24 protein-coding genes are annotated in these 24355 nt (G+C 66.2%); 9 read left to right on the forward strand and 15 right to left on the reverse strand.

Translation table 11 applies throughout. The features are described from left to right. Nucleotides 1–64: 64 nt before the first annotated feature. The 4 genes from QO058_RS05055 to QO058_RS05070 all read left to right on the forward strand — a co-directional run bounded on the left by QO058_RS05055 (nt 65) and on the right by QO058_RS05070 (nt 3147). Nucleotides 65–844 carry an SDR family oxidoreductase gene (locus QO058_RS05055; RefSeq protein ID WP_284170768.1) on the forward strand — a complete coding sequence of 260 codons (780 nt, stop codon included), beginning with the start codon at nt 65–67 and terminating at the stop codon, nt 842–844. A gap of 62 nt (nt 845–906) precedes the next feature. After that, nucleotides 907–1359, forward strand: a complete 453-nt coding sequence (locus QO058_RS05060) for a GNAT family N-acetyltransferase (protein ID WP_284170771.1) — start codon at nt 907–909, stop codon at nt 1357–1359. A 133-nt stretch (nt 1360–1492) separates the two neighbouring features. Continuing rightward, nucleotides 1493–2422, forward strand: a complete 930-nt coding sequence (locus tag QO058_RS05065) for a DMT family transporter (protein ID WP_284170773.1) — start codon at nt 1493–1495, stop codon at nt 2420–2422. Nucleotides 2423–2526: 104 nt separating this feature from the next. Next, entirely contained in the window at nt 2527–3147 is a 621-nt protein-coding gene (locus QO058_RS05070; RefSeq protein WP_284170774.1) for a helix-turn-helix domain-containing protein, read from the forward strand. Nucleotides 3148–3176: 29 nt separating this feature from the next. Here the strand turns inward: QO058_RS05070 and QO058_RS05075 are convergent, their stop codons facing one another. The 9 genes from QO058_RS05075 to lysM all read right to left on the reverse strand — a co-directional run bounded on the left by QO058_RS05075 (nt 3177) and on the right by lysM (nt 12302). Then, entirely contained in the window at nt 3177–4112 is a 936-nt protein-coding gene (locus QO058_RS05075) for a cytochrome c (protein ID WP_284170776.1), read from the reverse strand. Between the two features lie 269 nt (nt 4113–4381). Further along, nucleotides 4382–4813: a c-type cytochrome gene (locus QO058_RS05080; protein WP_284170778.1), complete on the reverse strand. Its 432-nt coding sequence runs from the start codon at nt 4811–4813 to the stop codon at nt 4382–4384. A gap of 133 nt (nt 4814–4946) precedes the next feature. Further along, entirely contained in the window at nt 4947–7256 is a 2310-nt protein-coding gene (locus QO058_RS05085) for a xanthine dehydrogenase family protein molybdopterin-binding subunit (RefSeq protein WP_284170779.1), read from the reverse strand. Between the two features lie 120 nt (nt 7257–7376). After that, nucleotides 7377–8330 (reverse strand): YiiG family protein, encoded by a 954-nt coding sequence (locus QO058_RS05090; RefSeq protein ID WP_284170781.1) that lies wholly within the window; start codon nt 8328–8330, stop codon nt 7377–7379. A gap of 89 nt (nt 8331–8419) precedes the next feature. Beyond that, nucleotides 8420–8734: a rhodanese-like domain-containing protein gene (locus QO058_RS05095; protein ID WP_284170782.1), complete on the reverse strand. Its 315-nt coding sequence runs from the start codon at nt 8732–8734 to the stop codon at nt 8420–8422. A gap of 21 nt (nt 8735–8755) precedes the next feature. Continuing rightward, a complete protein-coding gene (locus tag QO058_RS05100; protein ID WP_284170784.1) occupies nt 8756–10075 on the reverse strand; it encodes a TRAP transporter large permease in 1320 nt (439 codons plus the stop codon). Further along, a complete protein-coding gene (locus QO058_RS05105) occupies nt 10072–10575 on the reverse strand; it encodes a TRAP transporter small permease (protein WP_284170785.1) in 504 nt (167 codons plus the stop codon). The genes QO058_RS05100 and QO058_RS05105 overlap by 4 nt, the downstream gene beginning before the upstream one ends. Before the next feature lie 8 nt (nt 10576–10583). Further along, complete coding sequence (locus tag QO058_RS05110) at nt 10584–11636, reverse strand: TRAP transporter substrate-binding protein (protein WP_284170787.1); 1053 nt, start codon at nt 11634–11636, stop codon at nt 10584–10586. 222 nt (nt 11637–11858) lie between these two features. After that, entirely contained in the window at nt 11859–12302 is a 444-nt protein-coding gene (gene lysM, locus QO058_RS05115; protein WP_057191042.1) for a peptidoglycan-binding protein LysM, read from the reverse strand. Nucleotides 12303–12568: 266 nt separating this feature from the next. On the opposite strand from lysM, the gene QO058_RS05120 reads away from it, so the two are divergent. Together QO058_RS05120 and QO058_RS05125 are read left to right on the forward strand one after the other, a co-directional pair. Further along, on the forward strand, nt 12569–13003 hold the full coding sequence (locus QO058_RS05120) for a GlcG/HbpS family heme-binding protein (RefSeq protein WP_126109944.1): 435 nt from the start codon (nt 12569–12571) through the stop codon (nt 13001–13003). 127 nt (nt 13004–13130) lie between these two features. Beyond that, nucleotides 13131–14201, forward strand: coding sequence for an NAD(P)/FAD-dependent oxidoreductase (locus QO058_RS05125; RefSeq protein WP_284170791.1), 1071 nt, complete (start codon nt 13131–13133; stop codon nt 14199–14201). A gap of 177 nt (nt 14202–14378) precedes the next feature. On the opposite strand, the gene QO058_RS05130 is transcribed toward QO058_RS05125, so the two are convergent. The 3 genes from QO058_RS05130 to QO058_RS05140 form a co-directional block, all read right to left on the reverse strand. Then, a complete protein-coding gene (locus tag QO058_RS05130; protein ID WP_284170792.1) occupies nt 14379–15437 on the reverse strand; it encodes a hypothetical protein in 1059 nt (352 codons plus the stop codon). Next, entirely contained in the window at nt 15400–16752 is a 1353-nt protein-coding gene (locus tag QO058_RS05135) for a hypothetical protein (RefSeq protein ID WP_284170793.1), read from the reverse strand. The genes QO058_RS05130 and QO058_RS05135 overlap by 38 nt, the downstream gene beginning before the upstream one ends. 281 nt (nt 16753–17033) lie before the next feature. Further along, nucleotides 17034–18266 (reverse strand): urate hydroxylase PuuD, encoded by a 1233-nt coding sequence (locus QO058_RS05140; protein WP_284172820.1) that lies wholly within the window; start codon nt 18264–18266, stop codon nt 17034–17036. A gap of 168 nt (nt 18267–18434) precedes the next feature. On the opposite strand from QO058_RS05140, the gene uraH reads away from it, so the two are divergent. Continuing rightward, nucleotides 18435–18788, forward strand: coding sequence for a hydroxyisourate hydrolase (gene uraH / locus QO058_RS05145; RefSeq protein ID WP_284170795.1), 354 nt, complete (start codon nt 18435–18437; stop codon nt 18786–18788). 69 nt (nt 18789–18857) lie between these two features. Then, nucleotides 18858–20282 (forward strand): allantoinase PuuE, encoded by a 1425-nt coding sequence (puuE, locus tag QO058_RS05150; RefSeq protein ID WP_284170797.1) that lies wholly within the window; start codon nt 18858–18860, stop codon nt 20280–20282. Between the two features lie 119 nt (nt 20283–20401). Here the strand turns inward: puuE and QO058_RS05155 are convergent, their stop codons facing one another. Genes QO058_RS05155 through QO058_RS05165 form a run of 3 tightly spaced genes read right to left on the reverse strand, consistent with a single transcriptional unit; the run spans nt 20402 to nt 23913 of the window. After that, the gene (locus QO058_RS05155; protein ID WP_284170799.1) at nt 20402–21163 is read right to left on the reverse strand and encodes an SDR family NAD(P)-dependent oxidoreductase; all 762 of its coding nucleotides are present in this window, start codon (nt 21161–21163) and stop codon (nt 20402–20404) included. A gap of 50 nt (nt 21164–21213) precedes the next feature. Then, the gene (locus QO058_RS05160) at nt 21214–22650 is read right to left on the reverse strand and encodes a UdgX family uracil-DNA binding protein (protein ID WP_347975918.1); all 1437 of its coding nucleotides are present in this window, start codon (nt 22648–22650) and stop codon (nt 21214–21216) included. A gap of 15 nt (nt 22651–22665) precedes the next feature. Then, entirely contained in the window at nt 22666–23913 is a 1248-nt protein-coding gene (locus QO058_RS05165; protein WP_284170801.1) for a putative DNA modification/repair radical SAM protein, read from the reverse strand. A gap of 152 nt (nt 23914–24065) precedes the next feature. Between QO058_RS05165 and QO058_RS05170 the strand changes: the two genes are divergently transcribed. Beyond that, entirely contained in the window at nt 24066–24248 is a 183-nt protein-coding gene (locus QO058_RS05170; protein WP_057191034.1) for a hypothetical protein, read from the forward strand. Nucleotides 24249–24355 lie beyond the last annotated feature (107 nt).

The following is a 24355-nucleotide window of genomic DNA, read 5'->3' on the forward strand; positions in this document are numbered from 1 at the left end:
GACGCGGCGGCGAAACCGTGCTTTGCCTCCCCTGACAGGAACGAGACCTTTCCAGGAGACGAAGATGGATCTGGGTATCGCCGGCCGCACGGCCATCGTTTGCGCCTCGAGCAAGGGGCTGGGCCGTGGTTGCGCACTGGCGCTGGCCGAGGCTGGCTGCACCGTCGTCGTCAACGGCCGCGACGCCAAGACGCTGGAGGAAACCGCTAGTGCGATTCGGGCCAGCACCGGCGCCACCGTGATCGCCGTCGCCGCCGATGTCTCGACCAAGGCGGGACAGGACGCGTTGCTCAGCGCTGCGCCGAATCCCGACATCCTCGTCAACAACAATGGCGGCCCGCCACCGAAGCCCTTCCGTGAGGTGACGCGCGAGGGCCTGCTCGAAGGCGTCGCGCAGAACATGGCGACGCCGCTCGAACTGGTGCAGCGCGTCGTCGACGGCATGATCGAGCGGCGCTTCGGCCGCATTATCAACATCACCTCGGCGAGCGTGCTGACGCCGCTGACCGGGCTCGATGTCTCCTCCGCGGCCCGCGCCGGCCTCACCGCCTTCCTCGCCGGCGTGGCGCGCGAGATCGCCCATGCCAACGTCACCATCAACAACATCCTGCCGGGCGTATTCGACACGGACCGGATCAAGACCGCGACAAACAAGGTTGCCGAGATGCAGGGCATTAGCATCGAGGAAGCGACGAAGCGGCGGCTTGCTGCTGTCCCGGCCGGCCGCCTCGGTACGCCCGACGAGTTCGGCAAGCTCTGCGCCTTCATTTCCAGCGCCCATGCCGGCTATATCACCGGCCAGAATTTCCTGATCGACGGCGGCTCGTTCCGGACGAACTTCTGACGCCGGCCGGCCGGGGCGCGTCAGGCGTCCCGGCTCTCACCTCCAGAACCAAACTGAGGCCGATGACCATCGCCTATCGACGAGCCGTCCCCGAGGACACGCCCGCCTGCGTCGTCCTGCGCGGGAAGACGCGGGAGAATGCCTTCTCGCTCGAGCGCCTCGCGGAAGCGGGCGTCACGCCGGAAGGTTGGCGCTCCGCCATCGCCGATGGCAGCCTGCCGGGCCATGTCGCGACCGATGGCGGCGAGATCATTGGCTATTGCTTCGGCGAGCGTGAGACCGGCGAGATCGTCGTGCTGGCGCTGCTGCCGGAACACGAGGGACAGGGCATCGGAAAGACGCTGCTGAATCTGGTCGTCGACGAGCTCAGGGCGCTCGGCTTCGCCAGGCTGTTCCTCAGCTGCTCGTCCGACCCAGCCGTGCGCTCCTACGGCTTCTATCGGCATCTCGGCTGGTCCTCGACCGGCACGTTCGACCACCGTGATGACGAGATACTCGAATATCGCCTGACCTGAGCCGGGGTCGATCGCCCCCCGCACCGCGCCGGTCCGTTTTGCAACATCAAGGCTTGGAACGGGTCCACGCTCGTGGTCTAAGGAATGGAGGTCTTGCATAAGACTTCCATTCCTCCTGCCCGACCTTTTAGCCTTGTCACCGCTCCTCGGCATCAGCCTCAAGCTGCTTTCGGCCCTGTCGTTCACGCTGATGTCGGCCGGCATCAAGACGCTGGCCTCGCGCTATCCGACGGGAGAGCTCGTCTTCTTCCGCTCGTTCTTCGCGCTGATCCCGCTGATGATCTGGCTGGCCTGGCGCCATGAATTCCCCGAGGCGCTCAAGACGAGCAATCTGCGTGGCCATCTCAAGCGCGGCGTCATCGGCTCGACCGGCATGTTCCTCGGCTTCGCCGCCCTGCATCTGTTGCCGCTCTCTGATGCGGTCGCGATCGGCTACGCCGCGCCGCTGATCGTCGTGGTGCTGGCGGCGTTGATCCTGAAGGAGCGTGTCCGCATCTATCGCTGGACCGCGGTTGCCGTGGGCTTCGTCGGCGTCTTGCTGATGCTCTCGCCGCATATGGGCGCGCAGGCCTTCGGCCATGGGCTCTCGGGTGGCCCCGCCATCGGCGCCCTGCTCGCCCTTGCCGGCGCGTTCTGCTCGGCCTTCGCCTCGATCGAGGTCCGGCTCCTGACCCATACCGAGAAGACCGGCGCCATCGTCTTCTATTTCATGTCGCTGACCTCGCTGCTTGGCCTGCTGACGCTCGCGCTCGGCTGGACAGTGCCCGACCTGAAAGACTTCATCCTGCTCGTTACGATCGGCGTGCTCGGCGGCCTCGGCCAGATGCTGCTGGTCCAGGCCTATCGCTATGGCGACGCCTCGCTGATCGCGCCCTTCGAATATTCGACGATGATCTGGGCGACGGCGCTCGGCTGGTTCGTCTTCGGCGAATGGCCGGTGATGGCCGTGCTCATCGGCTCGCTGATCGTGATCGCGTCGGGCATCTACGTCATCCTGCGCGAACAGCAGCTCGGCCTGCTCAAGAAGGAAACCCGCGAGGTCGGCCCGTCCCGCTCGGTCTGAACCCGCTCGACTTGCCGCTTGGAGCGATCCGAGGCATTGTCCGCTAAGACAAACAATCGTTCTCTTTCCCAAACGGATAGCGGGCGGCGGCAGGCAAGAGCGCAATGGGCATCGAAACCAAGGAACGTGGCGGCCGCGAGCTCGCATCCGGCGCGCAGGTGATTTCGGGCCAGCTCGGCAAGACGATCCAGCGCCTGCGCAAGGCCTATAATCTCTCGCTCTCGGAGCTCGCCGAACAGTCCGGCGTCGCCAAGTCGATCATCAGCCAGATCGAGCGCAACGAGACCAATCCGACCCTGGCGACGATCTGGCGGCTGTCGCAGGCACTCGACGTCTCGATCGAGCGCGTCCTCTCGACCAATGAGGAAGAGGCTTTCATCGAGAAGATCGCCCGATCTGACACACCGATCCTGGTCTCCGAGGACGGCAAGCTGCGCCTCGCCATCATCGGCTGGATCAAGACCGTCGAATGGCTGCAATGGTACGAGGTCAGCGCCGAGCCGGGCGGCGAGCTCGATTCAGAAGGCCACCAGCGCGGCTCGATCGAATCGCTCTCGGTCAGCGCCGGTGAATTCGAGGTCGAGGTCGGCGGCATCACCCAGCGCGCCAAGGCCGGCGAGACCCTGCGCTACCGCTGTGACCGCCAGCATGTCGTCCGCTGCGTCAGCGGCCAGCCGGGCACAGCCTTGATGGTCTGCATCCTCAAAGCGGCAGTGATGGACTGAGGGCCGCTAGCAGCCCCAGCTTCGTCTCCTTAGCCACCGGCCGCCTTCGGCGGTCGTGGTGGTCCCTGCACCGCCGGCAGCGACTTCAGGTATTCGGCCATCGCCAGCCGGTCGGCATCCGATAGCTGCGCCATGTTGCGCACCACCGCCGCCATCAAACCGCCGACGCTGTCGAAGCTTGGCGTGAAGCCGCTCTTGAGCAATTCGGCGATCTCGGCCTTCGACCATTTGCCGAGGCCGTCCTCGGCCTGGGTGATGTTCGGCACCCAGCCCTTGCCCTCGGGGTCGGGACCGCCGGCAAAGCGCGTCGCCTGGACGATGGCGCCGAACTGGTTGCGGCTGGAATGGCATTCGGCGCAATGGCCCGGACCGTTCACCAGATAGGCGCCGCGGTTCCACTCCTCGCTCTTGGCCGGATCGGCCTTGAAGGGCGTTCCGTCGAAGAACAGCAGCTTCCAGGCGCCGACGGCGCGGCGGATATTGTAAGGGAAGCCGAGCTCATGCGCAGGCGCCCTGCCCTCGACCGACGGCAGCGTCCGGATATAGGCGAGGAGATCGGCGACGGCCTTGGGCGGCATCAACCGATATGAGGTGTAGGGGAAAGCCGGATAATAGTGCTGGCCCGAGGGCGAGACGCCAGCCGTCATCGCCTGGATGAAGTCGGCCGTGCCCCAGTTGCCGATGCCGTCGCGCGTATGCGGCGAGATGTTCGGCACATGGAACTTGCCGAAGGGCGAGCCCAGCACCAGCCCGCCGCCGAGCCGCGTCTTGTCCTCCTGCCCCGGCGTGGCATGGCAGGAGGCGCAGCCACCAGCCGCGAACAGCAGCTTGCCGTTCTCGATGTCGGGTGCCGGCAGCGTGCCGACCTCGGGACCAGGCGAGACCACCCGTGGATCGGTGAAGACGAAGAAGCCGGCAGCGCCGAGAGCGATGAAGACCAGAAGCGTGATCAGCAGGCGGCGCATCGATTCCTCGTCAAGTTGTCTCTGGCAAACAACGCCCGTGTCGCGACACGGTTCGCTCCGGATGCCGCCGACACGAAAGGAGCGGGCCTCTTAGAGTCGGATCCGATCAGATTGGATCAATCTGATCGGTGAATCCGTCTCTCACTTTGAGTTAGAGACCGTTTTTCCGATCAGCTTGCAGCGCAAGCCGATCGGAACGGGCTCTAAGGAAGCCCGCTCCTTCGATCAGGTCAAATCTGCAGGTCAAATCTGGCGGCGGCGGCCGCCGGTCACTTCTTGATGCGATAGGTCTCGTGGCAGCCGCCGCAATTCTTGGTGGCGTCGCCGAAGGCGGTGCGGAAGCCAGCGAGATCAGTCACGGCAGCACCCTTGCCGGCATCGGCCTCGAACTTGGCGAAGGCGGCCTTGAAGCCCACCTGGTCCTCCCAGATCTTCGGCGCCGCCGTGGTCTCGCCGCCAGTCTTGGCGGTGTCCGGATAGAGGCCGGGCATCTTCTTGGCGGCATCGCCATAGGTCTTGAAGATCGCCTGCACCTTCGCTGCATCGAACGGCGCCTCGCCCTTGGCGATCGCCGCGCCATCGCGCGTCGCGGCGCCGACGCCCTTCATCGTGTCGCGCCGCTCGGAGATCGGGTTGGCCTGGGCCAGAACGGCGGAGACACCGACGGCGAGACCGAGGGCGACGAAAGCAGAACGAAGCATGCGCGGGAGTCCTCCGGAAGACATGCGCCTGAACAGGCGCTGTTTTGAACTCTTCCAGATCAGCGCAGGGTCACGACAGCGCCAAGTCGCATTGTCGTGAATATCATTGCAGAAACGCAATCAGCGCCTTGCATTAAAGCGGATACCCCGCTTCCTTCAGCGCCCCAAACACCTTGGCCGGGGTCGCCGGCATGTCGATCGCCTTGATGCCGGCGGCGCGGCTGAGCGCATCGACCATGGCGTTCATCACCGCCGGACAGGCGCCGATCGCGCCGGCCTCGCCTGCGCCCTTCACGCCGAGGGCATTGGTGACGCAAGGCACGTTGCGGGTCTCGAAATGGAAGTTCGGGATGTCGATCGCACGCGGCAGGGCGTAGTCCATGAAGGTCGCAGTCAGCATCTGGCCGGAATCGTCGAAGCGGATCTCCTCCATCAGCGCCTGGCCGATGCCCTGCGCCGCGCCGCCATGGACCTGGCCCTGCAGCATGATCGGGTTCAGCGTCACGCCGAAATCGTCGACCACGACATAGTTCTGAATCTCGGTGCCGCCGGTGGCAGGGTCGACTTCCAATTCAACCACATGGGTGCCGTTCGGATAGGTCGCCTCCGGCGGAGTCCAGCTCTGGTGGACGCTGAGCTGCTCGGCCTTGGCGCCCGGCAGATTGGCGATCGCCTGGAGATCGAGCTTCTTGTCGGTGCCGACGATGCGTACGGCGCCGTCGACGATCTCGAGATCGCCGGGACTGGCTTCGAGCGCATCAGAGGCGAGGCTCTTGAGATTGTCGGCAAGGATGCCGGTCGCCGCGTTCAGCGCCGCGCCACCGACGGGGATCGAGCGCGATCCGCCCGTGCCGGCGCCGGTCGCGACCCGGTCGGTGTCGCCCTGGATGACCTTGATGCGGTCCATCGGGATATCGAGATGCTGCGAGACGAGTTGCGAATAGGCGGTCTCGTGGCCCTGCCCGTTCGACTGGGTGCCGATCAGCACGGTGACGGTGCCGTCCTTCTCCAGGATCACGGTCGAACTCTCCGGCCCGCCACCGCCGCAGGCCTCGATATAGCAGGCGAGCCCGATGCCGCGGATCTTGCCGGCCTTCTGCGAGGTTTTCAGGCGGCTCTTGAAGCCCGACCAGTCCGCCACCTCCATGGCGCGGCGCATATGACCCTCGAACTCGCCGGAATCGTAGACCGGGCCGGTCTGCGTTCTGTGCGGCATCTCGCTCGGCTTGACGAAGTTCTGCGCCCGCACCGCATCCGGCGTCTTGCCGGTCTCGCGTGCGATCGCATCGACCAGCCGCTCGATCAGATAGGCCGCCTCGGGCCGCCCGGCGCCGCGATAGGCATCCACCGGCGTGGTGTTGGTGAAGACGCCGCGGAAGCGGACATGCACGGCCGGGATGTTGTAGCAGCCCGGCGTCATCGTCGTGCCGACCCAGGGGATGAAGGGCCCATATTGCGAGAGATAGGCGCCCATATCGGCGGCGAGATCGACCTTGAGGCCGATGAACTTGCCGCGCTTGTCGAGCGCCATCGTCGCGGTGCTGAGATTGGCGCGGCCATGGGTGTCGGCAAGGAAGTGCTCGGTGCGATCGGCGACCCAGCGCACCGGCCGCTTCAGCATCTCGGCCGCCACCATGGTCAGCGGGTATTCGCGGTACATGAAGATCTTGGTGCCGAAGCCGCCGCCGACATCCGGCGTGATCACCCGGATGCGGGACTGATCGACCTTGAGGATGTAGTCGGCGAGGATCTCGCGCGTGCCATGGCTGCCCTGACTGCCGAGCGTCAGGGTCCAGCGCCTGGTCGCCTTGTCGTACTCGGCGATACAGGCACGCGTCTCCATGTAGTTGGAGGCGAGACGGTTGTTGACGATGGTGACCGAGACCGTGCGATCAGCCTTGGCGAAGGCGTCTTCGGTCTTCCTGGCGTTGCCCTGCTCCGCCTCGAAGGCGACATTGCCGGCCCGGTCCGGCCAGACCTGCGGCGCCGTCCCGTCGAGCGCCTCGGCGATGCCGGTGATCGACGGTAGCGTCTCGAACTCGATCTCGATCGCCTCGGCGGCGTCGCGCGCCTGGTCGAGCGTCTCGGCGACGATGAAGGCGATGGCTTCGCCGACATGCCGCACCGTATCGGTGGGCAGCACCGGCACCGGATTCGGTTTCACGTCCTCGCCGGAAATGTCCTTGATCAGCCCCTTGCAGGGGATGTCGCCGAGATGGGCGACGTCCTCTCCGGTCAGGATCAGCTTGACGCCCTTGCGCTTCCTGGCCGTCTCCTTGTCGATAATCTTGAAGGTCGCGTGCGCATGCGGCGAGCGCAGAACATAAGCGTGCAGTGCGCCTTCGACCGCGGTGTCGTCGGTATAGCGGCCGGTGCCGGTGGTCAGACGCTGATCCTCGACCCGCCGCACCGGCTGGCCCATCCCGAACTTCATCGGACGCATCGGCAAACTTCCTTCGGATCACTCGAATGAGAAAGACTGGCGCAGGATCGCCGCGCCGTCACCCCGGTCCACATATAGGGACCGGGATGCGCCGAGCGCAGGCAGGCGGACCTTGAAAACTCAGCGGATCATGCGCGCGGCGCTGTCCGCCATGCTCACCATCATATTGTAGCTGGAGACGATCCGGTTGGCATCGTTCGCCGCGCCCTTGCGGACATCGCCCTTCGACTTGCCGAGCTTCTCGCGGAAATCGCGCAGCGAGCCGAGCCAGGTGCTCGCCGAGGAATCGATCATCGGCACGCCGGACGGGTTGTTGTCCTTGAAGCGGTCCATCTCCTTGATCGCCCCGGAATAGCCGGCCAGCGCCGTGTCGAAGGCGGCGAGATCGACGATCGGTCGCTCATTGCTCGGCATCAAATCCATCACGGCGCGGGCGTTGATCATGATGTTGCGCAGCTGCCAGCGGGCAAGGCGGCCTTCGCTCGCCTCGATCGCCGCAAGCTCGCGGGCGTCGATGCCCTTCTTGTAGGCGTTGAGCTGCACGTCGAACTGGGCTCGCTCGCGCAGGAAAGCCTCCGCCGCCGGCACCATCTTGGCGTGCAGCTCCCGGCCCTCGGCGACATTGTCGCCGCGATAGTCCTTGCGCTCGTAATAGCGCTCGGCCCGGGTGATCAGCGGCGCCAGCTCCTGATAGGCAGCGATGAAGCGCTTGACCGCGCCGTCGAGCTCCGGCTGGGCCGGCGCCTGGCCCGTCGCCGCCTCGGCCTTGGCGATCTCGTCCTTGACGTCATAGAGACTGTAGAGCCCGTAATCGATGTAGCGCTCCTTGCCGGTCGGGCCCTTCTTCAAATCGACCCAGCTCTTGTAGCGATCCCAGGATTCGATCGCCCTGAGCGTCCGGTTGGCGAGCGAGGTATAGGCGTTCGACTTAGCGATCGCAGCCTGCAGCTCCGGATCCTGCGCCGGCCGCTTCGCTGCGGTCTGCGGAGCCGCTTGTGCGAAGGCGAGCGGAATTGCGGAAGCAGTGCAAAGCAGGGCTGCGAGGGAGAGGCTCAGCAGGCGGGAGGCCTTCATCAGTGCACCTTGGATCGACCACGGCCGGATTTCAGGCCGCGTCGTCTTATCGGCGCTGGAGCCCCGAACCGCAACCAAAAGGCGACATTTCAGTATTCCACCGGCTCGCCGCGCATCGCCCAATCCTTGAAGCCGCCGATATAGTGGCTGTCGATGTCGAGCCCGGCCGCCTGCGCAAATTCCAGCGCCCGCAGCGAACGCACGCCGGCGGCGCAGGAGAGAACGATGCGCTTGCCGGGCTCGTCCGGCAGGTCGGCGGGATCGAACTGCGAGAGTGGCCGCGAGACCGAGCCGGGAATGCGCCCCGCCGCGAACTCATGCGGCTCGCGCACGTCGACGATCAGGATCGAGCCGTCGGCGAGCCCTGCCTTGACGGCGTCGATGTCGAGGTCGTTTACGATCATGCTGTCGCTCTCGGGTGTCGCTCAGTTCAGGAGCTTAACCAGATAGAGTGCGATCGCCGGAAATGCCACGAGGATACAAAGCCGTATCACGTCGGCGGCGACAAAGGGCAGCACGCCGCGATAGATCCGCGTCACCGGCACGTCGCGCGCCAGCGAGGCGACGACGAAGACATTGAGCCCGATCGGCGGGCAGGTCATGCCGATGCCGACCACGACCAGGACGAGGATGCCGAACCAGATCGCGATGTCGTCGCTCGGCATGCCGAAATCGAGCGCGGTCACGATCGGGAAGAACACCGGCAGCGTCAGAAGGATCATGGCGAGCTCGTCCATCACGCCGCCGAGCACGATGTAGAACAGCAGAAGGCCGACCAGCACGGTGTAAGGCGCCCAGCCGGACGCCGCGATCATCTCGGCCGCCGCCGTCGGCACCTGCGTCAGCGCCAGGAACGCGTTGAACACCTCCGCCCCGAGCAGGATCGCGAAGATCATGGCCGAGGTCTCGGCCGTCTGCAGGATCGCCTGCTTGATCTCCGCGAGGCCGAGCGTGCGTCGGAACAGGCCGATCGCCAGCATGATGAAGGCGCCGACCGAGGCTCCCTCGGTCGGGGTGAAGATGCCACCATAGATGCCGCCGACCACGATCACCGCGACCGCCATCGCCGGGATGACTCCGACGAGCAGCGGCCAGCGCTCGCGCCAGGGCGTGCGCGCATGCGCCGGGCCGAGCGTGCCGTCGAGCCGGGTCATGATGGCGATGGTGATGCAGTAGAACGCCGCGGCCATCAGCCCCGGGATCAGCGCCGCCTGGAACAGCTTGGCGATGTTCTGCTCGGTCGAGATCGCATAGACGACGAGGATGACCGAGGGCGGGATCAGGATGCCGAGCGTGCCGCCGACGGCGGTGACGCCGCAGGCGAAGCCGGGATCGTAGCGGTAGCTGCGCAATTGCGGCAGCGCGGCACGGGCGAAGGTCGCGGTGGTCGCCACCGAGGAGCCGCAGATCGCGCCGAAGCCGGTGCAGGCGCCGATCATCGCCATGCCGAGGCCGCCGCGGCGATGGCCGACAAAGGCCGAGGCCGCCTTGAACAGGTCACCCGCCAGCCCCGAGCGCTCGGCGAAGGCGCCCATCAGCACGAAGAGCGGGATCACCGACAGAGTGTAATTGGCGAAGATCTGGTAGGGCGTGGTGCGGATATAGTTGAGGAAGGGCTCGAGCCCGTTGAGCTGGATATAGCCGGCGCTGCCGACGACCAGCATGGCGAGGCCGATCGGCAGGCGCAGCGCCATCAGCGCCAGCATGACGGCAAAGCCGGCGGTCGCGAGGGAAAAACCGCTCATTGGGGCTGCCTCAGCAGGCGGCTGGCGCTGACGAAGGCCGCAAGCGCGACGAAGCCGGCGAGCACCGCGCAGAGCGCGATCGGCAGATAGCTCGGCAGCTGCAGCACCATGGTGTTCTCGCCACTGGCGAGCGCCGAGCGCGCCCCGACGCCGAGCCGCCAGGCGATCAGCGCCATGGCGAGGCCGTAGACCACGTCCCAGAGCGCATCGAGCCCGTCGCGCCAGCGCTGCGGCAGCTTCAGCGTAAAGGTGTCGACGAAGATGTTGCCGCGCTTCAATTGGCAGAGCGGCAGGAAGCAGAAGGCGGCGACAGCCGTCGCCATCTGCACCAGCTCGAAATCGCCCGGCACACCGGCCGCGCCGACGAGATCGCTGCGCAAGGTCACGCTGACCACGACCATGGTCGCGAGCGCGATCAGCAGCACTCCACCGATGAGCGCGACCGCCTCCGCCACCGCGTCGATGCGCGATGGCGGCCTTTCCCCCATGTCCCCGGTCATCGCGGCGATCAGGCAGCGTTCTGGTGCTTGGTCAGCGCAGCGCGGGCGGCAGCGAGCAGCTTCTCGCCATCGAGGCCCTTGTCCTTGGCGGTCTTGAGCCAGCCCTCGATCACCGGCTCGGTCGTCTTGCGCCAGCGCGCCGCTTCCGCTTCGTCGATGGTGGTGATGCTGTTGCCGCGCTTCTTGACCATCTCGGAAACGACGATCGCCTGCTCGTCCCAGACCTTGCCGGCCATGGCCGACGCCACGGCGCCCGAGTTCTTGTCGAGGATCGCCTTGAGATCGGGCGCAAGCCCCTCGTACTTCGCCTTGTTCATCGCGAGCACGAAGGTCGCGACATAGAAGGTCGGCGAACCCGGGATCTCGGTGTGGTTCTTGACCAATTCCTGCACCTTGATCGAGGGCACGACCTCCCAGGGCACGACACAGCCGTCGATCACGCGCTGCGCCAGCGATTCCGGCACCTGCGGGATCGGCATGCCGATGGCGTTGACGCCGAGCGCGCGCAGCGCTTCGCCGGCGAGCCGGGTCGGGAAGCGCAGCTTCAGACCCTTCAGGTCCTCCATCGTCTTCACCGGCTTGTTGGCGTGGATCAGGCCGTGGTCATGCGCCCAGAAGCAGATCGGATGGATGTCCTTGAACTCGTCCTTGAGGTGCTCGCTGGCATAGTCGGTCAGGGCCAGCGAATTCACCAGCGCCCGCTTGTTCGCCACGAAGGGCAGCTCGAACGCCTCGATGCCGGTGAAGCGGCCGGGCGTGTTGCCGGGCAGCGTCCAGACGATGTCGACGACGCCGTCGCGTGCCTGATCGTAGAGCTGGGGCGGGGTGCCGCCGAGCTGCATCGACGGGAAGATGTCGATCTTGATCCGGCCGTTCGATTCGGCCCCGACCTTGTCGGCCCAGGGCTTCAGGAACTTGGAGTGTCCGTTGGCCACTGGCGGCAGGAAGTGGTGCATGCGCAGCGTCACTTCCTGCGCATTGGCGCGGCTGGCGCGCAGCACCGCGGGAGCGGCCACGGCCGAGCCGGCGAGCGTCAGGAACTTGCGGCGATCAAAGCTCATTTGGGTCCCCTCCCCGGGAATTCTGCGTTGTTGCGTTCACCCTGCCGCGGGCCTTGCCAGCAAAAGGCCGGCTGGCCCGTCTCGCGAAGACGCAAGATGGATCAAACCGGCCCCGATGCAAACTGGCCGGAAGTCTCACGCCTTCCCGGCCTTATAGTTTCATTCGTAACTAATTCGCAAGCCCGACGGAACTTGCCCGGCGGGCCGCTCTCGCGAGCGTGATCAGGCCAGCGGCGGAATACGCAGCACCCAGCCCGGCTGGATCAGATCGGGATCCTTCACCGGCGGCGTGTTGGCCTTGACGATCTCTGTGTACTTGGCGCCCTTGCCCTTGCCGTAATTCTCCTCGGCGATCTTCCAGAGCGTGTCGCCCTTCTTCACCGTGTAGAACACCGCGGCAGCCGCTTCCTTGTTGACGATCAGCTCCGATTCGACCGAACCGACGCCGGCGGTGTTGCCGATCGCCAGGATGATCTTCTCGGCCTCCTCGGTGCTCAGCGCCTTGCCGGAGACCTTCACCTTGTCACCCGTAACGTCGATCTTGACGTCGGACGGCAGGCCGTGGCCGGCCAGTTCCTTCTGCAACTGATCTGCCGTCGCCGCATTGGCGGAGCTCGACCCGAAGATCTTGGCGCCGGCTTCCTTGATGAAACTGAACAGACCCATAGCATGCTCTCCTGGCGCGCCTTCCGTTCGACCAGGATTGGTCGAACGCTAGGACTTCACGCAACCCGACAGCCTTGGAGCATGTTCTGGTCGCAAAAGTGGCGTCACCTTGCGGAACACGTTCCCGGACGGGCAATCCATCAAGCCCATTCGGAACGACAACTGCAAGACGAAACCGCGTCGTCGCCCTTCCCTCGCGTCGTCGGCACTGGCAGAACGGGGCCGAACCAAAGAACGCCCGTCATCGATACCGTGAAAGGCCAGCCATGACCGCACTCACCCTCGAACAGGCCAGCGTGATCATCGACGGCGCCCTGAAATATGCGCGCGACAATGCCCTGAAGCCGCTCGCCATCGCGGTGCTGGACGCGCGCGGCGCGCAGAAATTCTTCCTCGCGCAGGACGGCACCAGTCTGAAGCGCGGCGAGATCGCGCTCGGCAAGGCCAATGGCGCGATCGCGCTCGGCGTCGGCCCGCGCACCCTCAACAAGATGGCGCTCGAGCGCCCGCACTTCATCAACGGCGTCGCGCTCTCGGTCGGCGGGCCGGTGGTGCCTGTCCCCGGTGGGGCGCTGGTTCGCAATGCCGATGGCGACCTCATCGGCGTCGTCGGCATTTCCGGCGACACCTCCGACAATGACGAGGCGGCGGCGCTCGCCGGCATCGCCGCAGCCGGACTGGTGGCTGAAACCGGCGGCTGAACTCTGCTATCGTCGCATGCGACCCTGCCGGTCCGGCCCTGCGCCATGTCGCATTGCAAGGCCGGCGGATTTCCGGCAACGGGTGCGTGACCGGCGGCCCTTGAAGCCGTCTTTAGGAACTGCGACCATGAACATCGCCACCGCCATCGAGGGCGAAACCGTCCAGACCGACGTGCTGATCATCGGCGCCGGCCCGTGCGGCCTGTTCGCCGTGTTCGAGCTCGGCCTCCTCGACATCAAGGCCCATCTCGTCGACATCCTGCCCAAGGTCGGCGGCCAATGCGCCGAGCTCTATCCGGAGAAGCCGATCTACGACATTCCCGGCTTCCCGCTCGTCACCGGCCAGGGGCTGGTCGACAATCTGATGGAGCAGATCAAGCCATTCGGCGCGACTTTCCATCTCAACCAGATGATCGAGCAGGTCGAGGTGCTCGGTACCGCGGAAGCGCCGCGCTTCCGCCTGCGTACCGATGCCGACACGGTTTTCGAAACGAAAGCGATCCTGATCGCGGCCGGTGGCGGCTCGTTCCAGCCGAAGAAGCCGCCGATCCCCGGCATCGAGGCTTATGAGGGCCGCCATGACGGCGGCGGCGTGCACTATGCCGTACGCAAGATGGAGGCCTTCCGCGGCCGCGAGATCCTGATCGTCGGCGGTGGCGATTCGGCGCTCGACTGGACACTGAGCCTGCAGCCGATCGCCAAGCGTGTGACGCTGATGCACCGGCGCGACGATTTCCGCGCCGCTCCCCACTCGGTCGAGCAGATGCGCGCCCTCGTCGCCTCCGGCGCAATGGATCTGAAGCTCGGCCAGGTGCTGGGGCTCAAGGGCGAAGGCAACGATCTGCAGGGGGCAGTCTGCCGCGACAATGCCGGCGCCGAGTTCGAGGTCGCCTGCAATACGATGCTGCCCTTCTTCGGCCTGACGATGAAGCTCGGACCGATCGCCGACTGGGGCCTGAACCTCCACGAGAACCTGATCCCGGCCGACACCGAGAAGTTCGAGACCAATGTGCCCGGCATCTTCGCCATCGGCGACATCAACACCTATCCGGGCAAGCTGAAGCTGATCCTGTCGGGCTTCCACGAGGCAGCACTCGCCGCCCAGAAAGTCCACCGCTACGTCTATCCGGAGAAGCGGCTGACCTTCCAGTACACGACCTCGTCGACCGCTTTGCAGAAGAAGCTCGGCGTGGCTTGAGAGGGTGTGACCTATCCCCTCTCCCCTTGCGGGAGAGGGTTAGGGTGAGGGGTCGTGCGACGCTGATCGTTGGCCCGACGCGACATTTCTCGAAACTTTCCAGACCTGAGCGACCCCTCATCCGGCCCTTCGGGCCACCTTCTCCCGCAAGGGGAGAAGGGAGGTCGCGACCTGTCCCTACCGCACCACCGACATGACCGACGATGTCTGCATGTCATGCGCGGCCAGATCGCGCGCCGGGCGCGCAACCGGCTCGGGCAGAACAGGCTGAAGCCGTGTCGCCAGCGAACCCGATGGACCGCTATGCGTCGGCGCCTCGGCGACCACGCCCTCTTCCTCCGGCGGCGTCACGCGGTCCCGCAATTCGGCGAGCGCGCCGTCGAGCGGGTGGAAGCTGAAGCGGACCTTATGCGTGCCGGCCGGGACCTGCACCGCCCGGAACAGGACATTGGCCTTGAGGATCTCGACCTCCTGCCCGTCGAGCTCAGCCCGCCACCAGGGATGCCAGATGTCGTTCAGCACGACGAAACCGGGCTGGGCGGTCGTGACTTCGATCTCGACCACCGTATTGCGGTAGCGCTTGAGCTTGACCTCGGCATTGGTCGCGACCGGTCCTTCCGGCACGCCGGGCTCGGGCTCCTGCTCGAGCAGGACGACCCGCTGCGGATCGGCCTCCGGCCATTGCCCGGCCGACTTCATCCCCTCGAAATCGGCGAGCTGCCAGCCGCCGACGAACATGGCGCGCGGCAGTGCCCGCGGATTCTCGTAGATGTAGCCGTCCTTGGTATAGGCGACGAGCTTGAGATCGCCCGCACGCAGCGAGCGATCGACCTCGCCGATCGGCACCCGCGTCGCGATGTAGCGCAGGCCGAGGAAGTCGGCGAGGCGGCAGCGATAGGATGGGAACAGCGGCGTGAACACGCGCTCGCTCGGCGCCGCGATCGAATCGCGCGTGCCGACCGCATCGGAGAAATCGGCGAGCCGCAGCGGGTTGTAGCCCAGCGTATGGTCGAAGCCGTGGATCATGCCGGCATTGGGCCATTCGAAGCCCATGCCGAGCAGCTCGACCCGGTCACGCCGCGGCGAATCCGGCGGCTGCACCGTGAGCATCTTCAGCACGGCGACGGTCTCGTTCTTGGTCTCCGGCCGCAGCACGTCGTAGAGTTCCGGCGCGAGCGCCGTCGACTCGTTCGGGCCGTTATTGGCGGCAAGGTCGGCGGCGACGACGCCGGTCACGATCAGGCTCGCGACCAGGGGGAGCCGCAGCGCCGCGCCAGCGTGTCAGCACGACGAGGAGCGCCAGTGCCGTCGCGAACCAGGCCGCCGCCGTCGCGCTCGGCAAGAAAGCGTCGCCGAGATGGCCCGCCTGTTTCGAGACCAGCAGCGCCAGCCCGATGAGCGCTGCGATCACCACGGCGCCGATGCCGAGATCGCGCCAGATCGGACCGGGCTTCTCCTCGCTGAGGATACGGTGCAGCAGATAGCCCGAGAGCACCGCCCCGAGCCCGCCGATCAGGAAGGTCGCATCGGCCGGCCGGCGAAAGACTTTGACGCCCGGCAGATAGTCGTAGGCTAGGTGGAAGAAGGGCGTGTAACGCCCGAGCGCGAACAGCACCATCAGCACGAACAGGATGGTGAAAGGCCGGATCGCCTTGTCCCAGAGCCAGCCGCGCGACAGGCCCGGCACGATCAGCAGCAGGAACGGCAGCGCCCCGACATAGACCTGCCCCATGTTCTGCGACAGAAACAGCTCCTTGGCGTCCCATTGCGGACTGTACGGCCCCCAGAAATCGACAGCCGGATCGCGCGCGCCGAACAGGTCGCCGACGAAGGCGGTCAGCAGCGAGGCGGGGTGCAGCGACCCCCTGCCCGCCTCGACGAGATCGATAGCCGGCCGCGTCGTCGCCTCGGCGAAGAGCCAGGTCCAGAGCAGCGGCACGGCGATGGTGACGATGCCGGCAAAGCAAGCGGCCGCGATCGGCGCGATGCTGGCGCGGAAGCCGGCCCAGCCCTCCGAGAGCCAGTACGCCACGACCATGCCGATCAGGATATAGGCGCCGAGCAGCGCCACCTGGTCCGGCTCGAGCACCATCATGCCGGCAGCGAAGCCCGCGAGCAGGCCGTAACGCAGCGAGGCGCGCTGCAGCATCCGCGCCGTCATCCAGAAGGCGAGGCCGAAGAAGGCGAAGCTCGCGATCTGTCCGACATGCTGGACGCGCCAGGCGGCCGAGGCGCCGAAGGCGAAGACCAGTGCCGCCAGCAGCGCGCCGGCCGGATGCCAGCCGCGATCGCGGAAGAACATCAGCATGGCGAGCCCGCCGACCAGCAGATGCGCCAGCACATAGGCATCGACCGCGCGGAAGCTCGGCGAAGGATTGAACAGCGCCAGCAAGATCGCGGGCGAGAAGATCAGCGATTGCGGGTCGGCGACCTGGGGCGAGCCGGCGAAGACGTTGTGCGTCCAGAACGGCGATTGCCCGGAATGCAGCGCCTGCGCCAGGAACTGGATCTGCGCCTGGAAATGCGCCTTGGCGTCGAACGGAATCGTCACCCCCCCGACAGCCAGGGCCAGCACAGCGCCACCCAGGCGCAACAGAACAGCGCGGCCGCCAGCCAGTAGCTGGAGCCCGATCTCCAAACCGCTTTCAACTGGACCCCCAAGGCCCCCTGGCGCTCCCGATCGCGCATGATCACGCGCCGATCACGCCGATGTGATCACGGTCGACGATGATGGTTCCGCGATGAACCGAAACTGAATGAAACTGAACGGCGCGGATCAGGCGCCAGACTGTGGCCCGGTAGCGTCACCATGCCGCTGCCGGCAGCGCGGCTTCAGCGCTTCTGCGCCACCCAGGCGGCGAGCACTCGCCGCTCGTCTGCAGTCATGCCGGAGAGGTTGTTCGGCGGCATGGCGTGGGTCAGCACCGCCTGCACGCCGATAGCGCGGCGCTGGCGGGCGATCAGCTCGGGCTCGTGCAGATAGACGCCCTTGGGCGCGATCCCGATGCCGGGCCAGGACGGCTCTGGCGCATGGCACATGGCACAGCGCCCGGTGACGATGTTTGCGACCTCGGGCGAAGGCGGCACGAGGCCGGCAAGCATCACCGGTTTCACCGGGTCGAGTGGCTTCAGACCGAGCCGTTCACGCCCACCGGGCGAGGATGCCATCGCCACCCAGAAGGCGAGCCAGAGCGCCAGCGCCGCCACCGCCCAGGTCCACCACGGCGATTTGGCATGGTCGGCATGGCGGACATTGTAGAAATGCCGGATCAGCGCACCGGCGACGATGATCAGCGCGACCAGCACCGGGATCACCGCCGAATTGGCGTAGGTCACCGGGTAGTGGTTCGCCAGCATCAGGAACAGCACCGGGAGGGTGATGTAATTGTTGTGCAGCGAGCGCTGCTTGGCCTGCTTGCCGTATTTCGGATCGGGCACCTCGCCGGCGACCATCGCAGCGATGGTCTTGCGCTGGCCCGGCATGATCACGAAGAAGACGTTGGCCGACATGATCGTTGCCATCAACGCGCCGGTATGGATCAGCGCGCCGCGTCCCGAGAAGACCGAGGCGAAGGCCCAGCTCGCCGCGATGACATAGCCGAAGCCGAGCAGGCCGAGCACGACGTCGTTCTTGCCGAGCGGCGACCGGCAAAGCAGGTCGTAGAACAACCAGCCGCCGGCCAACGCCGCGATGCCGATCGCGCCCGCCGCGACCGGTGACAGCGCCATCACCGCCGGGTCGATCAGATAAAGCTCCGACTGGGCGTAATAGACCCAGACCAGCAGGAAGAAGCCGGAGATCCAGGTCCAGTAGGCCTGCCATTTGTGCCAGGTCAGCTCCTTCGGCAGCACCTCCGGCGCGACCAGGTATTTGCGCATCGCATAGAATCCGCCGCCATGGACCTGCCAGGCGAGGAACTGCGTCGGCTGGCCGGCCTCGGTCCTGGGCGCGTCGGGCGCTGCCCGGAGCGAGGCGTCGAGATGGATGAAGAAGAAGGACGAGCCGATCCAGGCGATCGCCGCGATGACGTGCAGCCAGCGCAGCAGCTGACTGCCCCATTCCATCAGATAGGCCTCAAGCACGGACCTGCTCCAGGCAGAGCCGCATGCGAGCGAATTGACAGGGCCGAATCCGGGATGGAACTTGCATCGCCTTCAAGACTAGGTTCGCAGCCTTGGAAGGCAAGCGGCATTCCGGCCGCGCGGCGCGGCTTCAACGAGAGGTTTTAAGGCATGGGGCGCCTGTCGACGCATGTGCTCGATACGGTCCGCGGCAAGCCGGCCGCTGGCGTCGCGATCGCGCTCGATGCACTGCTGCCGGATGGCAGCCGCGAGCGGGTGGTCGACACCGTCACCAATGCCGATGGCCGCACCGATGCACCACTGCTCACCGGCACGCTGCCGGTCGGCAGCTATGAGCTGACCTTCGCGATCGGCGACTATTTCCGCCATCTCGGCACGAAACTGCCCGAGCCTGCCTTTCTCGATCTCGTGCCGATCCGCTTCGCCATCGCCGAGCCGCAGGGGCATTATCACGTCCCCCTGCTCGCTTCGCCCTGGAGCTACTCGACCTATCGCGGCAGCTGAAAAACGACTCTGTCGCCAACGGCTTGCAAGCCGCGCTTGAATCACCGCCGCATGGACTTGAATCGATCGATGAACACCTCCCCCTACCCGCGCGACCTCGTCGGCTATGGCCGCACCCCGCCGCATCCGCACTGGCCCGGTGAGGCCCGCATCGCCGTGCAGTTCGTGGTGAACTACGAGGAAGGCGGCGAGAACTGCATCCTGCATGGCGATGCCGCCTCGGAGGCTTTCCTTTCCGAGATCGTCGGCGCGGCGCCTTGGCCGGGCCAGCGCCACATGAACATGGAGTCGATCTACGAATACGGCTCGCGCGCCGGCTATTGGCGGCTCTGGCGCATGTTCACTGAGCGCAAGCTGCCGGTCACGGTCTTCGCCGTCGCCTCGGCGCTGCAGCGCTATCCGGAGATCGTCGCCTCGATGCAGGAGGCCGGCTGGGAGATCGCCACTCACGGCCTGAAATGGATCGATTATCGCGACCTCCCGGCCGAGACCGAGCGCGCCCACATCGCCGAGGCGATCCGCATCCAGAGCGAGATCGCCGGGGAGCGCCCGCTCGGCTGCTACCAGGGCCGCACCTCGCAGAACACCATCCCCCTGACCATGGAGGAAGGCGGCTTCCTCTACACCGCCGACGTCTATGCCGATGAATTGCCCTACTGGCTCGAAGGCCCGCACGGCCCGCAGCTTGCCGTGCCCTATACGCTCGACGCCAACGACATGCGCTTCGCGACGCCGCAGGGCTTCAACAGCGGCGAGCAGTTCTTCGCCTACCTGAAGGACTCGTTCGACACGCTCTATGCCGAGGGTGAGACCGCGCCGAAGATGATGTCGATCGGCCTGCATTGCCGGCTCGTCGGCCGGCCCGGCCGCGCCGCCGCGCTCGCCCGCTTCCTCGATTATGTCCAGAGCCACGACAAGGTCTGGGTCGCGACCCGGCTCGACATCGCCCGCCATTGGGTGAGGACGCAGCCGCCGGCCGGCGGCTACAGGCCATCGCGCCTGCCGCAGGCGCTGTTCACCGAAGTCTATGGCCGCGTCTGGGAGCACTCGCCCTGGATCGCTGAGGAGACGCATGCCGCCGGCCTCTCGGCCAAGCAGGACGATGCCGAAGGCCTGCATCAGGCGATGGTCGCCGTGATGCGCAAGGCCTCGCGCGAGCGGCAGAAGGCGCTGATCGACGCCCATCCCGACCTCGCCGGCAAGATCGCCGCCGCCGGCGAGCTGACGCCGGAATCGGCCAATGAGCAGGGCTCGGCCGGGCTCGACCGGCTGACCTCGGACGATCGCGCCCGCTTCACCGCGCTGAACGAGGCCTACAAGGCCAGATTCGGTATCCCCTTCATCCTGGCGGTGAAGGGCTTGAGCAAGGACGCGATCCTCGCCTCCTTCGAGGAGCGGCTGAAGAGCACGCCTGAGCAGGAGTTCGAGACGGCGCTCGCGGAGGTCGAGAAGATCGCGCTGATCCGGCTGAAGGACCTGCTGCCGGGCGCTTGAAGAAGGTTACTCGTCATTGCGAGGAACGAAGCGACGAAGCAATCCGGGAGGCCGTACAGCTCTTTCGCCTCTAGATTGCTTCGCTTCGCTCGCAATGACGGAAGAGCGCGATCGGATTCCTACAGCCCGCTGACCAGATGCCCGCCATCGACCGCGACGACCGCGCCGGTCATGTAGCGCCCGGCATTCGAGCAGAGCAGCAAGAGGGGCCCGTCGAGATCGTCGAGTTCGCCGGGTCGGCGCATCGGAATGCGCTTCTTCAGCGCCTCGCCTGCCTCGCTCGCGAAGAACTCGCGGTTGATGTCGGTGACGATGTAGCCCGGCGCCAGTGCGTTGACCCTGATGCTATGCCGCGCCCATTCCAGGGCCAGCGCCTTGGTCATCTGGATCAAGCCCGCCTTGGAGATCGCATAGGGCGCGACCCGACCGGCGACACGCTCGCCCAGGATCGAGGCGATGTTGACGATCGCGCCGCCTCCCGCCTGCTCGGCCATGATCTTCGCCGCCGCCTGCGCCGCGAAGAAGCAGCCCTTCAGATTGACGTCGAGCTGATGATCCCATTGCGCCTCGCTGACCGAAAGTGCAGCTTCCGTCTCGCCGACCCCGGCATTGTTGACCAGCACGTCGAGCCCGCCGAGCAGCCCGGCGGCCTCGCCGATGCCCGCCTCGATCGCTGCGACTGAGCTCACATCGAGCGCGAGCGGCACGACCCGGCCGGGCAATCCCGCGCATTCACGCGCCAGTTCCTGAAGCCGCTCGGTCCGGCGCGCCGCGGCGGCGACCAGCGCGCCTTTGCCCGCAAGCAGCCGGGCGAAATGCGCGCCAAGCCCCGAGGATGCGCCCGTCACCAGGATGCGCTTGCCGTTGAGATCGTCGAACATTGGCCTGCCTATCGCGAACGGCGGCAGCGGACACTGCGAGCCAGTGACGGTCAAGCCGCCTTCGGCAAGCGCAAGCCCGGCACAAGGCTGCCGATCTGCTTGAGATCGGCGATGAAGCGCCTGGTCTCGGCTTCCTTCGCCTCCTCTTCTGGCAGGCGCAGCAGATAGGATGGGTGGACGGTCGCCAGCAATGGCGTCCCATCCGGCAGGGCGAGTTCGCGCCCGCGTGCCGCGGTGAGCGAACCGGCATGGCCGCTCAGCGCCTTGAGCGCGGTCGCACCCAGCGCCACCACCAATTGCGGCTTGACGAAGCCGAGCTCAAGATCGAGCCAGAAGCGGCAGGCCTTGACCTCGCCCGCATTCGGCTTCTCGTGGATACGCCGCTTGCCGCGCAGCTGAAATTTGAAGTGCTTCACGGCATTGGTGACGTAGGCACGGCTGCGGTCGAGCCCGGCATCGGCCATGGCGCGGTCGAAAACCTTGCCCGCCGGGCCGATAAAGGGCTTGCCGGCGAGGTCCTCCTGATCGCCCGGCTGCTCCCCGACGAAGGCGACCCGCGCGCTACGTGGGCCTTCGCCGAAGACGGTCTGCGTCGCATCGCACCAGAGATCGCAGCGCCGGCAGGAGCGCGCAGCGGAAGCAGCCTCCTCCCAGCTCTCGATCGCAGAAAGGTCGGAAACGGCCGGATCGGACGCAGCCGTCGCGGGCCGTCGCCTCTGCGGTGAGGTCGGAGCGCTCATGATCATCTCCTGCGTTCGCCTGGCGGCGTCGGCGATCAGGGGAGAAATCAGTTCGGCCTCCGGCAGGTTCCGCCAGTATTTCACCGGCATCTCCGCCTTCATCGCCTTGGGCTTCAGCCGGGCCGGATTGAAGATGCTGGCGTAATAGGTCCGCCACCATTCCTCCATCGCGTCGCTGGTCGGCGCCTGCGCCCGCGTCGCCGCCTTGCCGAGCCGAAGCTCGCGCCCGTCCCAGAGCAGCGTCCCCCTCGGGGTCAGGATCGTCCAGTGCATCGTGGTGAAGCGCTCGACGAAGAAGGGCGCGACCCTCTCCAGGATATGGTGCTCGGGCTCGAACCAGGCGACGAAGGCCTCGCCGCCCTCCCCGTCATCAACCTCGCGGAAGCGCACGAAGGCAGTCATCTTGTGCATGTCGCGCCGGATCGAACGCGCCAGCGCCTCGGCGCGGTGGACGTCGTGGTCGGAGGCGATCTGGAGCAATTCGCGTTCCTCCTGCAATCGCCAGAGCAGGCGATAGAGCAGGTCGAAGCGCGCGGGATCGCTGTGGCAGATCACCTGCTGCGCCAGCGCGATAAAGGCGCGTGGCACACTCAAGGCCCTGCCCTCGCCACCCGCGACCACGTCTTCGCCGAACAGGCCGGTCTCACCGTCGCCGATGCGCCAGTCGATCGCCGAAGGCGCTGCGGACGCTTGCGCGAAGCGTCGGGCAAAAGCTGCGCCAGCCCTCGAAATCGGTGGGATGAGCAAGGCGCGCGACGAACATCAGAGCAGCGCCAGTTGCTGCGGCTTTGGCGCCAGTTGCGCCTTCAGCCTGTCGCCGTCGAGCGCGGCGCCCGGCCGCCAGTCCGTGGTGACGATGAACTGCCTGAGCACGCGCAAAGAACGCACCAGCCGCCCGACATCCTCCAGCCTCAGACTCCGGAACCGGCGCATGGCGAGGATGCGATCGACGCTGCGGGTACCAAGCCCCGGCACCCGCAGCAGCATCTCGCGGTCGGCGCGGTTGACATCGACCGGGAAGCGCCCGCGATGGCGCAAGGCCCAGGCGAGCTTGGGATCGACGGCAAGGTCGAGCATGCCGCCCGGCGCCGCATCGAGGATCTCGTCGACCTCGAAGCCGTAGAAGCGCGTCAGCCAGTCGGCCTGGTAGAGCCGGTGCTCGCGCATCAAGGGCGGCTCCGACAAAGGCAATTGCTTGGAGGAGTCGGGAATGGGGCTGAACGCGGAATAATAGACCCGGCGCAGGCCATAGGCGCCGTAGAGATGGGCACTGCGCTGCAGGATGGTCGCGTCGCTGGCTTCGTCGGCGCCGACGATCATCTGCGTGCTCTGCCCAGCCGGCGAGAAGGCCGGCGCCCGCTTCGAGCGCTCGCGTTCGGCGACAGATTCGTCGATCTTCAGCTTGAGGCCGCCCATCGCGCTGCGGATATCGAGCGGCTGCTTCTCGGGCGCGAAGCGCTTGAGCGAGGTCTCGCTCGGCAGTTCGACATTGATCGAGACCCGGTCGGCGAACAGCGCCGCGCGGTCGATCAAATCCTGGCTCGCGCTCGGGATCAGCTTGAGGTGGATATAGCCGCGGAAATCGTGATCGAGCCGCAGGGCCTCGGCGACGCGGACCAGCTCGCCCATGGTGTAGTCCGGCGAGCGGATGATGCCGGAGGAGAGAAACAGGCCCTCGATGTAGTTGCGCTTGTAGAAGTTCAGCGTCAGCGCGACGACCTCCTCGACCGAGAAGCGCGCCCGCCTAACATTGCTCGAACTGCGGTTGATGCAGAAGACGCAGTCATAGCTGCAGAAATTGGTCAAAAGGATCTTCAGCAGCGAGATGCAGCGCCCGTCCGGCGCATAGGAGTGGCAGATGCCCGAGCTCGTGGTCGAGCCGACGCCTTTGCCGCCAACCGAATCGCGCTTGGTCGTGCCGGAGGAAGCGCAGGAGGCGTCATATTTCGCCGCATCGCTGAGGATCTCCAGCTTCTGGAGCGTCGTGAGCTGCGCCAAGCCAGCCTCCATGTTCACTATATGTTCTATAATGAGCCAAACGCGAGCCAGCCGCCAGAAGTTCCAGGGCGCGCGATCGTCGCACCCGTGAAACGCGAAGAACCGGAACCGGCCTTCCTCCGCCGCGTTCTCTGCCGAGGACCAATTCGGACGGGGGATGTCCCATGTTTCGCATTCTGCTGGTGATCGCAGTCATCGCGATCGGCTATGACGCCATCGTCCATCAGGGCGCCTACACGCGCGACCTCTGGTACAAGGCGGTCGGCGCGACCGAGCGCGTCGTCGACGAGGCCAAGCGGGTCGGCGAGCGCAAGCCCGACGAGCCGCCGCGCTCGCAGACGAATTGAGCTTCGCCGTCATGCTCGCCCTTGTGGCGAGCATCCACGTCTTGAACACCGCCTTGCCCGAAGTAAGACGTGGATGGTCGGGACAAGCCCGACCATGACGGAAAGGG

The sequence above is a fragment of the Bosea vestrisii genome (assembly GCF_030144325.1).
Classification (GTDB): domain Bacteria; phylum Pseudomonadota; class Alphaproteobacteria; order Rhizobiales; family Beijerinckiaceae; genus Allobosea; species Allobosea vestrisii_A.